Source organism: Actinoalloteichus sp. GBA129-24 (assembly GCF_001941645.1).
In the GTDB taxonomy this organism is placed as follows: domain Bacteria; phylum Actinomycetota; class Actinomycetes; order Mycobacteriales; family Pseudonocardiaceae; genus Actinoalloteichus_A; species Actinoalloteichus_A fjordicus.
Genome location: NZ_CP016077.1, coordinates 1,540,900 through 1,554,374 on the forward strand (window position 1 = coordinate 1,540,900; position 13,475 = coordinate 1,554,374).

A 13,475-nucleotide genomic window follows, 5' to 3' on the forward strand; every position below is an offset into this window, starting at 1 on the left:
CGCGGCGGCCCGACGGATGGCCTGCCTGAACGGAAGGGGGCGAGACGTTCATCGACGTGCGGGCCGGGCACGACCCGATGTCGGCGACGAGAGGGCGCCGCATCGTCGCGCCGCCACCGGCCGCCGCCACCGACCCGCATCACCGCGCCGAGCCCCGCTCGATCCGCTTCCGAACGACCGGATGGAATCGCGAGTTCCTCGACTGCTTCGCGGGCCGGCCTGCTCGTCGGGAGACGAGTGAGATGCGTGACGGCCACGACATGGCAAGCTGACGGACTGTGAGCAGACAGCCGTTGCGGATGGCGTTGATGGAGGCCGAGCGGATTCTCCGAGCGGCGGGGGTGGGCAGCCCGCGAACCGACGCGGAACTGTTGGCCTCGGAGGTGCTGGGCGTGTCGCGAGGCAGGCTGGCGTTGGTGACCCTGGTCGACGAGGACGTGATCGAGAACCTGCACGAACTCGTCCGCAGGCGGGCGGAGCGCATCCCGCTCCAGCATCTCCTCGGCTGGGCCCCGGCGGGCGCGATCACCGTGAGTGTCGGGCCGGGCGTCTTCATTCCCCGCCCGGAGACGGAGCTGCTGCTCGAATGGGGGCTCGCCGCGCTGGCCGGGGTCAGCAGGCCGGTCGTGGTCGATCTGTGCACCGGTTCCGGCGTACTGGCGCTCGGCGTGGCGAACGCCCGGCCCGATGCGATCGTGCACGCGGTGGAGCGGGAGCCGCGCGCGTTGGCCTGGGTGCGCAAGAACGCCGATGCGCGGGCCGCCGAGGGGGACACCCCGATCCGGCTCCACGCGGGCGACGTGACCGACCGCGCGACGCTGGCCGATCTGGACGGAACGGTCGACCTGGTGTTGTGCAACCCGCCGTACGTGCCGCTGGCGGCCCAGGTCGAGCCGGAGGTCTCCGAGCACGATCCCTTCGAGGCGGTGTTCGGCGGCCCGGACGGGCTGGACGTGATCCGGCCGGTCGTGAGTACGGCCGCGCGGCTGCTGCGGCCGGGCGGGGGAGTGGCGATCGAGCACGACGACACCCATGGCGAGTCCGTTCCCGCGCTGCTCGCGGCGCGCAAGGTGCTCACCGACGTCGCCGCCCACTCGGATCTCGCCGGGCGACCGCGCTTCGCCACGGCCCGCCGCACCGGCACGCGGTGATCGATCTCGACGGTTCTTCGCGCCTCGATCTTGCCCTGGTCCGCCCGTCTTCGATACCCTGACCGGCTCTGCGCAGTCGGGGCCGGGCCCGAGGAGACGGCTCTGGCGGGTGGGTCGGGCGGTGGTGCCGCTCGATCGGACATCGAACGCGACGTCCGATCGTGGCGGAGCCGACGGATGCGCAGCAGGCGATGACTCAGTAGAAGACCGCACGACAGCCGAAAGGAGCGTGACGCCGTGCGATGCCATACCTGGCCGCCCGCCTGGAGACTCCGGGAGCACGGGCGGCGGGTCTGAGAAAGAACGAGATGTCCCGTTCGGACAGGACGAAACCGATGTGGGTGCGCTGCATCGAGCACGCCGCCCCTCCGATTCATGATCACCGCTTCGGCACCTGTGACCTCCCGCCACGTCCGACGCGGGAGGAGACCGACACCCGTTGCCGATGGGAGACCGACAGCTTCTCGCCGTTCGGCCGCACGTGTTGTTCCGGTTGTCCGCATCGCTTCTGCCGCAATGAGCGACAGCGGATGAACAAGACCGCCAACCGCGATGAACGCCGAGCAGGCAGGCGTGCGGCACGCCGCTTCCTCCGGGGCGGGGACGACGACTGAGTCTTACCCGCATCGCAGACGTCCGAGACCGAGACGGACCCGCCGCCCCCGGGCAGCGTGTTCGGCCCGCCTCGGTCTCGGACGTCACCTCGTCCGCACCCGTCGGCTGCCGCTCTCCGGTGAGCCCGTGCGGCGGGCCGCAGGCGAGTCGGTTCACCGCGGCCGACCCCGGCGATCGCGGGATTCACGAACCGGCGACCCGCACCTGACTCCGGCCTCCGCGGACACGCGCTGCGCACCGTCGACGCCCGACTCGCCGCGCTGCCGGACCCGTTCCCCACACCGGACTCACGCCGGCCCCGCGCCGCGCCGAACCCCTTCGCTCCGGCCCCCTGACCGCGCCCGGACCGGTGAGTGCCAGGATCGTCCGGTGAGCATCAGCTACGACTGCAACAGCTCGGACACCCGGCAGGCAGGGCTGGCCGCCGCCGCCGACGCGGTGCGCGCCGGTCAACTGGTGGTGCTGCCCACCGACACGCTCTACGGCATCGGCTGCGACGCCTTCGACGCGGACGCCGTGCGCTCCCTGCTCAGTACGAAGGGCCGGGGCCCGGACATGCCCGTCCCGGTGCTGGTCGGCTCCTGGTCGACCATCGACGGCCTCGTGCTGACCGTTCCGCGCTCGGCCCGCACCCTGATCGAGGCCTTCTGGCCCGGCGGGTTGTCGCTGGTGTTGCCGCACGCGCCGTCACTGGCCTGGGACCTGGGCCGGACTCGCGGCACGGTGATGCTGCGGATGCCGCTGCACCCGGTCGCGCTCGAACTGCTTCGCGACGTCGGCCCGATGGCCGTCTCCAGCGCGAACCGCTCGGGTCGCCCGCCCGCGACGACGGCGGAGGCCGCCCGCGATCAGCTCGGCGACGACGTCCGGGTCTATCTCGACGGCGGAGCGGCCGAGCACGCGGTCGCCTCCACGATCGTCGATCTCACCGGCGGATCGCCGAGGGTGCTGCGGGAGGGCGCCGTCTCGACGGCGGAGATCTCCGAGGCACTCGGCGTCGACATCGCGGTCGAATGATCTTGAACGGCCGGTTTCCCCAGCGCCGGCCGCTCCGAGTAGCGTTGCCGAAGCATTCGCACGTCGTTGAGCCAGGCGCGAGGAGCAAGCAGAAGTGAGCACGCCGTTCTGGGGCCCGGACTTCGGTGCCCTCCAGTCATCCGATCCGGAGATCGCCGACGTCGTCCTGGGTGAGTTGGGCCGGCTGCGCGGCGGCCTCCAGCTCATCGCCAGTGAGAACCTGACCAGTCCGGCCGTGCTGGCCGCACTGGGTTCGACACTGTCGAACAAGTACGCGGAGGGCTACCCCGGTCGTCGTTACTACGGCGGCTGCGCGGAGGTCGACAAGGCCGAGCTGATCGGCATCGAGCGCGCGAAGGAGCTCTTCGGCGCCGAGCACGTCAACATGCAGCCGCACTCCGGTGCCAGCGCGAACATCGCCGCCTACGCGGCCTTCGCCAAGCCGGGCGACACCATCCTCGCGATGGACCTCAAGCAGGGCGGGCACCTGACGCACGGCTCGAAGGTCAACTTCTCGGGCAAGTGGTTCAACCCGGTCTCCTACAGCGTCCGCAAGGACACCGAGCTGATCGACTACGACCAGGTCCGCGACCTGGCGAGGGAGCATCAGCCGAAGATCATCATCGCGGGCGCCACCGCGTACGCCCGGCTGATCGACTTCGCCGCGTTCCGGGAGATCGCCGACGAGGTCGGCGCCATCCTGATGGTCGACGCGGCGCACTTCATCGGACTGGTGGCAGGCAAGGCGATCCCGTCGCCCGTGCCCTACGCCGACGTCGTCACCTTCAGCACGCACAAGGTCCTGCGGGGACCGCGCGGCGGCATGATCCTCAGCCGCGAGGAGCACGCGAAGGCCATCGACAAGGCCATCTTCCCGTTCAACCAGGGCGGGCCGCTGATGCACTCCATCGCAGGCAAGGCGGTGGCGCTCAAGGAGGCGGCCACCCCGGAGTTCGAGGCCTACGCCGCGCAGGTCGTCACCAACGCGGGCGCGCTGGCCAAGTCGTTGGAGGCCGAGGGCATGCGGGCCGTCTCCGGCGGCACCGACACCCACCTGGCCCTGATCGACCTCCGAGGGCTCGGCGTGACCGGCGCCCAGGCCGAACAGCGGGCCGACGCCGCGAACATCACCCTGAACAAGAACGCCATTCCGTACGACCCCGAGAAGCCGATGACCGCCTCCGGCATCCGGGTCGGCTCCCCGTCGGTCACCACCCAGGGCATGGTCGAGGCCGACATGGCCCAGATCGGCTCGCTGATCGCCCGCGCGGTGCGGGCCGAGCCCGGCACGCAGGCGGGAGACGCCGAGCTGGCCGAGGTCGCCTCCGCCGTCGGTGAACTCGTCGCCGCCCACCCCGCCTACCCGCGCCCCGCCTGAGCTGACAAGGAAGTTCCGTGGGCGTTCCGTCCGCTTTCGTCCCAGTGGGACTGCCTGTTCGGGAATACCTGCTGGTCTGCCTGACGGCGGCGGCGGTGACCTTCCTGATCACCGGGGTGATCCGGCTCTTCGCCATCAAGGTCGGCGCGGTCGCCCATCCTCGGCAACGTGACGTGCACGTCAAGCCGATGCCGAGGATGGGCGGGATCGCCATCTTCATCGGCGTTCTCGCCGGGATGCTGCTCGCCTTCCGGCTGCCGGTGCTCAGCCGAGCGTTCGAGTACTCCAACGACATCATCGCGGTGATCGTCGCGGGTGCGGTGATCGTGATGATCGGCGGACTCGACGACCGTTTCGAACTCGACTCGCTGACGAAACTCGCAGGCCAGGTCACCGCGGCGGGGATTCTGGTGCTCTACGGTGTCCAGTGGTTCTTCTTCTGGGTGCCCTGGGGCGGGGTCGACGGCGGCGTCGGATCGCTGCTCTCGCTCAGCGACAACCAGGGCGGCGTCCTGACCGTCCTGCTCGCGGTGGCGATGATCAACGCGATGAACTTCGTCGACGGCCTCGACGGGCTCGCGGCGGGGATCGGCCTGATCTCCGCCCTGGCGATCTGGGCCTTCTCGATGACCCTGCTCGAGGATGTCGTGGCCTATCCGCCCGCGTTGATCGCCGCGACGCTGGCGGGCGGGTGTCTCGGGTTCCTGCCCTACAACTTCCAGCCCGCGAAGCTGTTCATGGGCGACTCCGGGTCGATGCTGATCGGCCTGATGCTGGTGGCGGCCAGCACGACGGCCTCGGGACGGATCGACTACTCCCGGTACGGCGGCTCCGACGCGCTGGCGCTGCTCTCGCCGCTGGTGGTGGTGGCGGCGGTGCTCTTCCTGCCGATGCTCGACCTCATCATGGCCGTGGTCCGGCGGACTCGACGCGGCCAGAGTCCGTTCAGCGCCGACAAGATGCACCTGCATCATCGGCTGCTGGAGATCGGTCACTCGCAGCGGCGCGCGGTGCTGCTCATCTACTTGTGGGCAGGCGTGCTGGCCTTCGGCGCCGTGGCGTTGACCCTGTTCGAACCCGTCGTGGTCGGCTGGGGCATGGGCGCGGCGCTGATCATCGTGGTCATCACCTCGGCGATCCCGAGGCTGCGGGCTCGGCGTCGGGATCGGGCTCAGCCGAGCTGAGCGAGGCGTGTGGCGCGTCCGGCCGGGACGCGCCCAGGCGGGGATCGGGCCCGATCCGGCGGCGGCCGGTCGGGCCACGCCTGGTCGCGGGAATCCCGGCCGGTGCACCTGCGGGTAGCCCGGTCGACGGCGCACCGCACCGGGTCTCGTTCGGGCGCAGGCGGCCGTCCGAGAACCGCTCGGCTGCCTATCCGCCCGGCCGTCGGTCGACGCCCGTGTGATGCTCCGGCGGGTGACGCGGGCGAGTCGATGTTCGACAAGAGTTCGCCGAATGTTCCACTCCGCGCCGGACTCGGCGGGCGAGTCACGTCGTCGGAGTCGTCCCCTCGACACAGGCAGCCGCGCGGCGGCCCGACGCAAGGTTGATGGAGTCGGCGCTGGTCAGCGCCGACTCGCCGCCGAAGGGCGTGTTCAGTGACGACGACCGGAATCCGCCATTCCCGAGCGCCCGCCACGTCGTCGGCGTCGGGCGGGTGATGCCGAAGCCGGGCCGCTCCCGGCCGCCGGTGGTGTGGGCCGGTGGGCGTATTGGGCACAATGGGTGAATGACCGCACGAAAGAGGAGTCCCCGGTGACCGCTGTCTCCACGACGGAAGCGCTGCGCTCGGCCCTGCGGCAGGCCTCGTTCGCGGCGCTGATCCTCGCCCTGCCCGCAGTGGGCATCGGCTGGTTGGTCGCCGACCTGTCGGGTGTCTGGGGCGCGGTGCTGGGTGTCGCGATAGCCGCAGGCTTCCTGCTGGTCACGCTGGTGGCCACCCTCGCGACCGCCAATGCCTCCCCGGTGGCCATGGCCGCCGCCGTCCTCGGTTCCTGGGGCGGCAAGATGGTGGTCCTCTTCGTGGTGCTCTTCCTGATCCGTGACCAGGACTTCTACTCGCGGGGCGTGCTGTTCGCCGTCCTCGTGGTGACGGTGGTCGGCATCCTCGCCGTGCAGACGCGGGCGTTGCTCCGAGCGAAGACCCTGTATGTCGATCCGAACCCATCGAGTGCCGCAAAGGCCACCGAAGGTGACGAAATGGATGTGACCGGCGTCTCGCCAATGGGTGACAGGAGCGCCTGACCACGGAGGTTAGGTGAGCGTGATGACCCTGGTGTTCGAGGTTCTGACCGGCGATTGGTAGTGTTCGCCTCAGGATGAGATCGAACGGACATTCTCCCCAAATGGGTGAGGGCACCTGTTCGGTCTGTCACCTACGTCCGTATCGCAGCCGCGATGTCCGGATCACGCAGGTTCACTGTGGACACGCTCCAGGCCGACACTTCGTAACTCTGCTTGAGCATGGCCCCGGTGTGCCCCATCATCGACGTCCGTTTCGGCCGGGCTGGATCGACAGCCGGCTCCGACCAGGGAGACCACACTGAACGCGCAAGTGTTGGCCGCCACGCTGGCCGCAGGCGGAGCGCCCGAGTTCCACGCGCCGGGCCTGGAGGAGTTCTACCCCGCTGCGGTCCTGTTCGAAGGCACCATCTTCGAGATCAACCGCATCATGCTGATCCGCCTGCTCGTGGTGCTGGCGTTGTCGTTGTTCTTCATCTTCGCGCTGCGTCGCACCAGGCTGGTGCCGCGTGGCCTGCAGAACTTCGCCGAGTGGTGCCTGGACTTCGTCCGGTTGCAGATCGCCGAGGAGATCCTCGGCAAGGTCCAGGGACGCCGGTTCCTTCCGGTGCTGATGATCTTGTTCTTCGGCATCGTCGGGATGAACATCACCGGAGTCATCCCGTTCCTCAACATCGGCGCCACCAGTCTCATCGGCTTCCCACTGGTGATGGCCCTCTTCGTCTGGGTGGTCTTCATCGTCGCGGGCATCAAGGCCCAGGGCGGCGGAGCGTTCCTGAAGAACACCGTGATGCCGCCGGGGGTCCCCGGGTGGATGGCGCCGATCATGATCCCGATCGAGTTCGCCTCGGCCTTCGTGGTCCGGCCGTTCTCGCTCACGGTGCGACTCCTGGCGAACATGCTCGCCGGTCACATCATCCTGGTGCTGTTCTTCTCAGCCACCCATTTTTTGTTCTTCGAGGCGGGCTCCGCCTTGATCGCGCCTGCTGGCCTGCTCACCCTGACCATGGGTTTCGCATTCACCCTCTTTGAGATCATGGTCGCCGTCCTGCAGGCCTACATCTTCACTCTGCTCGCCGCGGTCTACATCGATCTCTCGCAGCACGCCGAGCACTAAGAGCGGGCAGCGTCAGAGCGGAGTCAGGAACGACCTCTCGGCAGGACTGTCGAGGGGCCAAAGGAAAGGGAAGACAGGAAAGTGGACATCCTCGCGCAGTCGGTCGACATCCTCGCCCAGACGACCGAAGGTCAGGCCGGCATCACCGGAAACATCGCGACCATCGGCTACGGCCTCGCGACGCTCGGCCCGGCCCTCGGTATCGGCATCCTGGTCGGGAAGACCGTCGAGAGCATGGCCCGTCAGCCCGAGATCGCGGGCCAGCTGCGTACCACCATGATCCTCGGTATCGCCTTCGTCGAGCTGCTCGGCCTGCTCGGCCTGGTCGCGGGCATCCTCTTCGGCGGCCTCGGCTGAGCCGACACTCAACGAGTTAGGTGACCAACGTGGCTATTGACGCAGTGTTGGCGGAGGCACAGAACCCGCTCCTGCCTGCCTCGTACGACATCATCTGGTCCCTGGTCTGCTTCGTCATCATCGCCTTCCTCTTCTGGAAGTTCGTGATGCCCCGCTTCGGCGCCCTGCTCGACGAGCGTTCGGCGAAGATCGAAGGCGGCATCGCCAAGGCGGAGGCCGCGCAGGCCGAGGCCGCGGAGCTGCTGGAGCAGTACAAGGCCCAGCTCGCCGAGGCGCGTTCCGAGGCGGCCCGGATTCGGGACGACGCTCGGGCCGAGGGCGAGCAGATCGTCGAGGAGATGCGGCAGCGTGCTCAGGAGGAGTCCGCGCGCATCCTCGCGCAGGGTCAGCTTCAGCTCGACGCGCAGCGGGCGCAGATCGTCACGGAGCTCCGGGGCGATCTGGGGCGCATCGCGGTCGACCTGGCCGGACGAGTGGTCGGCGAGTCCCTGGAGGACGAGGCCCGGCAGCGGGGGACCGTGGACCGGTTCCTCGACGAGCTGGACTCCGTGTCGGCGCCGGCCAAGTCGTGAACGAATGCCGTGAACAGCGCACGGGCCAGCCAGAGATGAGGACGGTGAGATTGCGGTGACCATACTCAACGCCGCGAGTCGAGACGCCTTCGCCGAAGCCGAGCGACGGCTGTTCGCCGAACTCGACGGCGCGACCGCCGAGGCGGCGGCCGGGCTGGGCGAGGACCTGAGCGCGGTGGCTCGCCTGCTCGGCCGCGAGGCCGGACTGCGGCGGGCCGTGGCGGACGCCTCCGCCGAGTCCGCCACCCGCGAGGGCCTCATCCGGGCAGTGCTCGGCGAGAAGGTCGGCGAGCGGTCGTTCGCGGTGCTGGCCGCTGCGGTCGGCGCTCGCTGGTCCAGCCCGCGTGAGCTGGTCCACGGCATCGTGCTGCTCGGCCGGACCGCGTTGCTGATCAGTGCGGAGAAGAACGGACGCCTCGACGCGGTGGAGGACGAGCTGTTCCGGCTCGGTCGCATCGTGGCGAGCAGGTCCGATCTCGAACAGCTGCTCGCCGATCCGGCTGGGAACGTCGGCGGCAAGACCGCGCTGGTGCGCGGTCTGCTGGCCGACAAGGTCGAGTCGGTGACCCTGGCGCTGGTGGAAGACCTGTTGCACCGCCTGCGCGGCGGTGACGTGGTCGAGGAGATCGACGAGCTCGCCGGTGCGGCTGCCGCCCGGCGAGAGCGCTCGGTCGCCCACGTACGGACTGCCGTGCCCCTCACCGAGGCGCAGCAGACCAGGCTGATCGCGACGCTGAGCCGAATCTATGCACGTCAGGTGGCTTTGCACCTGGAGGTGGACCCGACGGTGGGCGGTGGACTGCTGATCCGAGTCGGCGACGAGGTGATCGACGGCACCGCCGCAGGGCGGCTGGCCGCGCTCGGTCGTCGGCTCGCGGGCTGACCACGACGCCTCGATCACGACCCACCGCAAACCCGACAATGCCTGAGAACGAAGCGAGAGCAGGAACGACATGGCGGAGCTGACGATCTCGTCGGACGAGATCCGCAGTGCGATCGAGAAGTACGTCTCCAGCTACTCCCCGGAGGTCAACCGGGAAGAGGTCGGCGTCGTCGTCGACACCAGCGATGGCATCGCCCATGTCGAGGGCCTGCCCTCGGCGATGACCAACGAGCTGCTGGAGTTCCCCGGCGGCGTGCTCGGCGTGGCGCTGAACCTGGAGGCCAGGGAGATCGGCGCGGTCATCCTCGGTGACTACGACACCATCGAGGAAGGCCAGGAGGTCAAGCGGACCGGACAGGTGCTGTCCGTGCCCGTGGGCGACAACTTCCTCGGCCGGGTGATCGACCCGCTGGGTGCGCCCATCGACGGACTCGGCGAGATCGTCGCCGAGACCACCCGCCCGCTGGAGCTGCAGGCCGCCTCGGTCGTGCAGCGGCAGCCGGTCGGCGAGCCGATGCAGACCGGTATCAAGGCCATCGACGCGATCACCCCGATCGGTCGTGGCCAGCGACAGTTGATCATCGGCGACCGTAAGACCGGCAAGACCACGGTCTGCGTCGACACGATCATCAACCAGAAGGCCAACTGGGCGACCGGCGACCCGACGCAGCAGGTGCGCTGCATCTACGTCGCGATCGGGCAGAAGGGCTCCACCATCGCGGGCGTCAAGGCCGCGCTGGAGGAGGCGGGCGCGCTGGAGTACACCACCATCGTCGCCGCCCCGGCATCGGACTCGGCGGGCTTCAAGTGGATCGCCCCGTACGTCGGCTCGGCCCTCGGCCAGCACTGGATGTACCAGGGCAAGCACGTCCTGATCGTGTTCGACGACCTGACCAAGCAGGCGGAGGCCTACCGCGCCATCTCGCTGCTGCTGCGTCGCCCGCCGGGCCGTGAGGCCTACCCCGGTGACGTGTTCTACCTGCACTCGCGGCTGCTGGAGCGGTGCGCGAAGCTCTCCGACGAGCTCGGCGCAGGCTCGATGACCGGTCTGCCGATCATCGAGACCAAGGCCAACGACGTGTCGGCCTACATCCCGACCAACGTCATCTCCATCACCGACGGTCAGGTCTTCCTCGAGTCCGACCTGTTCAACGCCGGTCAGCGTCCCGCCATCAACGTGGGTGTCTCGGTCTCCCGAGTCGGCGGCGCCGCGCAGACCAAGGCGATGAAGACGGTCGTCGGAACGCTGCGGATCGACCTGTCGCAGTTCCGCGAGCTGGAGGCGTTCTCGGCCTTCGCCTCCGACCTGGACGCCTCCTCCAAGGCACAGCTCGACCGAGGCTCCCGCCTCATGGAGCTGCTGCGGCAGGACGCCTACTCCCCGGTGCCGGTGGCGGAGCAGATCGTCTCGATCTACGCGGGTACCAAGGGTTACCTGGACTCGGTGCCGATCGCGGACGTGCGTCGCTTCGAGTCGGAGCTGCACGACTTCCTCCGTCGCAAGCACGAGGGCATCCTGGGCGAGATCGTCGAGACCAAGAAGCTCTCCTCGGACAACGAGGAGCGGCTCACGGCGGCGATCAACGAGTTCAAGGAGCAGTTCACCGCCTCCGACGGCTCGTCGGTCGTGGTGCGCGAGGCCGAGGCCGAGGCGATGGAAGCCGAGAACGTCGGTCAGGAGTCCGTGAAGGTTCACCGACCGGCTCCGGCCAAGAAGTGACGTGGTGACGGATGGCTGCCCAGATACGTGAGCTGCGTCAGCGGATTCGCTCGACGCAGGCGATGAGGAAGATCACCAAGGCGCAGGAGCTGATCGCCACTTCACGGATCAGCAAGGCCCAGGCGAGAGTCCAGGCGGCCCGTCCCTACTCCGACGAGATCACCAGCGTGTTGTCCGCCCTCGCGGGGGCCGCGACGCTCGACCACCCGATGCTGGTCGAGCGCAAGCAGCCCAAGCGCGCGGGCGTGCTGGTGGTCACCAGCGATCGGGGTCTGTGCGGCGGGTACAACGCCAACGTGATCCGGGCGGCGGAGGAGCTGCAGTCTCTGCTCCGGGAACAGGGCAAGACCCCGGTGCTCTACGTGGTCGGCCGCAAGGGGCTGAAGTACTTCAGCTTCCGGGGCCGTGAGGTCGCCGACTCGTGGACCGGCTTCTCCGAGCGTCCCGAGTACACGGACGCGGCCAAGGTCGGCAACACGCTGGTCGAGGCATTCTTGGCAGGCGCGGACGACGAGGACGACTCGGCGGGCTCCGACGGCGTCCTCGGCGTGGACGAGCTGCACATCGTCTACACCGAGTTCCGGTCGATGCTCACCCAGCGGCCGGTGGCCCACCGGCTGGCGCCGCTGGAGGTCGAGTACGTCGAGGAGGGCGAGACCTCGACCGCCCCGCCTCCCTCGTACGAGTTCGAGCCGGATGCCGAGACGCTGATGGACGCGCTGCTGCCGAAGTACATCAACACGCGGCTGTTCGCCGCGATGCTGGAGGCGGCGGCATCGGAGTCGGCATCACGCCGGACGGCGATGAAGGCGGCGACTGACAACGCCAACGAGCTGATCACAGCGTTGTCGACGCAGGCCAACCAGGCCCGCCAGGCCCAGATCACCCAGGAGATCAGCGAGATCGTCGGTGGCGTTGACGCGCTCGCCGCGGCAGGAAGTGATGAGTGAGATGACGGCTGCTACCGCTGTTGGCACCGGTCGCGTCGTCCGGGTGATCGGCCCGGTCGTCGACGTCGAGTTCCCCCGTGGCGAGGTGCCCGCCCTGTTCAACGCTCTGAAGGTGGAGATCACCTTCGAGCAGATGAAGAAGACCGTGACGCTCGAGGTCGCACAGCACCTCGGTGACAACATGGTTCGCACGATCTCGATGCAGCAGGCCGACGGTCTGGTCCGAGGTGCTCCGGTGCGCGACACCGGCGCGGCCATCTCGGTGCCGGTCGGCGACGCGGTCAAGGGTCACGTGTTCAACGCGCTCGGCGAGTGCCTGGACAAGCCCGGCCACGCCGACGACGTCGAGCGCTGGGGCATCCACCGCAAGCCCCCGGCATTCGACCAGCTCGAGGGCAAGACCGAGGTCCTGGTCACCGGCGTGAAGGTGATCGACCTGCTGACCCCGTACGTCAAGGGCGGCAAGATCGGCCTGTTCGGCGGTGCCGGTGTCGGCAAGACGGTGCTCATCCAGGAGATGATCACCCGTATCGCCCGCAACTTCGGCGGCACCTCGGTGTTCGCAGGCGTCGGCGAGCGGACCCGTGAGGGCACCGACCTCTTCCTCGAGATGGAGGAGATGGGCGTTCTCCCGGACACCGCGCTGGTGTTCGGTCAGATGGACGAGCCGCCCGGCACGCGTATGCGGGTCGCGCTGTCCGCGCTGACCATGGCCGAGTACTTCCGGGACGTCCAGAACCAGGACGTGCTGCTGTTCATCGACAACATCTTCCGGTTCACCCAGGCGGGTTCGGAGGTGTCCACCCTGCTGGGCCGGATGCCCTCGGCCGTGGGTTACCAGCCGACGCTGGCCGACGAGATGGGTGAACTCCAGGAGCGGATCACCTCGACGCGGGGTCGCTCGATCACCTCGATGCAGGCGATCTACGTGCCCGCGGACGACTACACCGACCCGGCCCCGGCGACGACCTTCGCCCACCTGGACGCGACCACGGAGCTGTCCCGGCCGATCTCGCAGAAGGGCATCTACCCGGCGGTCGACCCGCTGACGTCCTCCTCGCGGATTCTGGACCCCTCGGTGGTCGGCGACGAGCACTACCGGGTGGCCCAGGAGGTCAAGCGGATTCTGCAGAAGAACAAGGAGCTGCAGGACATCATCGCGATCCTCGGTCTCGACGAGCTGTCCGAGGAAGACCGCCTGACGGTGAACCGGGCGCGGCGCATCGAGCGGTTCCTGTCGCAGAACTTCTTCGTGGCGCAGAAGTTCACCGGCCAGGAGGGGTCCTTCGTCGACACGAAGGACACCATCGAGGCCTTCGACAAGATCGCCAAGGGCGAGTACGACCACGTTCCGGAGCAGGCCTTCCTCTCCATCGGTGGTCTGGAGGACCTGGAGCGCAGGCACCAGGAGCTCTCCAAGTAAGCCGCACAGCACGCGAGACGGGCCGGACTCCCAATGGGGGTCCGGCCCGTT

Annotated in this window: 12 protein-coding genes; all 12 read left to right on the top strand. The window is 68.8% G+C overall.

The window, feature by feature from the left end:
* Positions 1-278: 278 nt before the first annotated feature.
* The 12 genes from prmC (at position 279) to atpD (ending at position 13,424) form a co-directional block, all read left to right on the top strand.
* A complete protein-coding gene (gene prmC, locus UA75_RS07080) occupies positions 279-1,151 on the top strand; it encodes a peptide chain release factor N(5)-glutamine methyltransferase (RefSeq protein ID WP_075739569.1) in 873 nt (290 codons plus the stop codon).
* A gap of 984 nt (positions 1,152-2,135) precedes the next feature.
* The gene (locus tag UA75_RS07090) at positions 2,136-2,783 is read left to right on the top strand and encodes an L-threonylcarbamoyladenylate synthase (RefSeq protein ID WP_075739571.1); all 648 of its coding nucleotides are present in this window, start codon (positions 2,136-2,138) and stop codon (positions 2,781-2,783) included.
* Between the two features lie 94 nt (positions 2,784-2,877).
* Positions 2,878-4,161, top strand: a complete 1,284-nt coding sequence (gene glyA / locus UA75_RS07095; RefSeq protein ID WP_075739572.1) for a serine hydroxymethyltransferase — start codon at positions 2,878-2,880, stop codon at positions 4,159-4,161.
* Positions 4,162-4,178: 17 nt separating this feature from the next.
* Positions 4,179-5,345: a glycosyltransferase family 4 protein gene (locus UA75_RS07100; protein WP_075739573.1), complete on the top strand. Its 1,167-nt coding sequence runs from the start codon at positions 4,179-4,181 to the stop codon at positions 5,343-5,345.
* Positions 5,346-5,916: 571 nt separating this feature from the next.
* Positions 5,917-6,405: a hypothetical protein gene (locus UA75_RS07105; protein WP_075739574.1), complete on the top strand. Its 489-nt coding sequence runs from the start codon at positions 5,917-5,919 to the stop codon at positions 6,403-6,405.
* Between the two features lie 310 nt (positions 6,406-6,715).
* A complete protein-coding gene (gene atpB, locus UA75_RS07110; protein WP_083682994.1) occupies positions 6,716-7,519 on the top strand; it encodes a F0F1 ATP synthase subunit A in 804 nt (267 codons plus the stop codon).
* 81 nt (positions 7,520-7,600) lie between these two features.
* Entirely contained in the window at positions 7,601-7,876 is a 276-nt protein-coding gene (atpE, locus tag UA75_RS07115) for an ATP synthase F0 subunit C (protein WP_245856601.1), read from the top strand.
* Between the two features lie 29 nt (positions 7,877-7,905).
* Entirely contained in the window at positions 7,906-8,448 is a 543-nt protein-coding gene (locus UA75_RS07120; RefSeq protein ID WP_232237661.1) for a F0F1 ATP synthase subunit B, read from the top strand.
* Between the two features lie 55 nt (positions 8,449-8,503).
* A complete protein-coding gene (locus tag UA75_RS07125; protein WP_075739577.1) occupies positions 8,504-9,331 on the top strand; it encodes a F0F1 ATP synthase subunit delta in 828 nt (275 codons plus the stop codon).
* A 70-nt stretch (positions 9,332-9,401) separates the two neighbouring features.
* Positions 9,402-11,051: a F0F1 ATP synthase subunit alpha gene (atpA, locus tag UA75_RS07130; RefSeq protein ID WP_075739578.1), complete on the top strand. Its 1,650-nt coding sequence runs from the start codon at positions 9,402-9,404 to the stop codon at positions 11,049-11,051.
* Positions 11,052-11,062: 11 nt separating this feature from the next.
* A complete protein-coding gene (locus UA75_RS07135; protein WP_075739579.1) occupies positions 11,063-12,001 on the top strand; it encodes a F0F1 ATP synthase subunit gamma in 939 nt (312 codons plus the stop codon).
* A gap of 1 nt (position 12,002) precedes the next feature.
* Positions 12,003-13,424 carry a F0F1 ATP synthase subunit beta gene (atpD, locus tag UA75_RS07140; RefSeq protein ID WP_075739580.1) on the top strand — a complete coding sequence of 474 codons (1,422 nt, stop codon included), beginning with the start codon at positions 12,003-12,005 and terminating at the stop codon, positions 13,422-13,424.
* Positions 13,425-13,475: the final 51 nt, after the last annotated feature.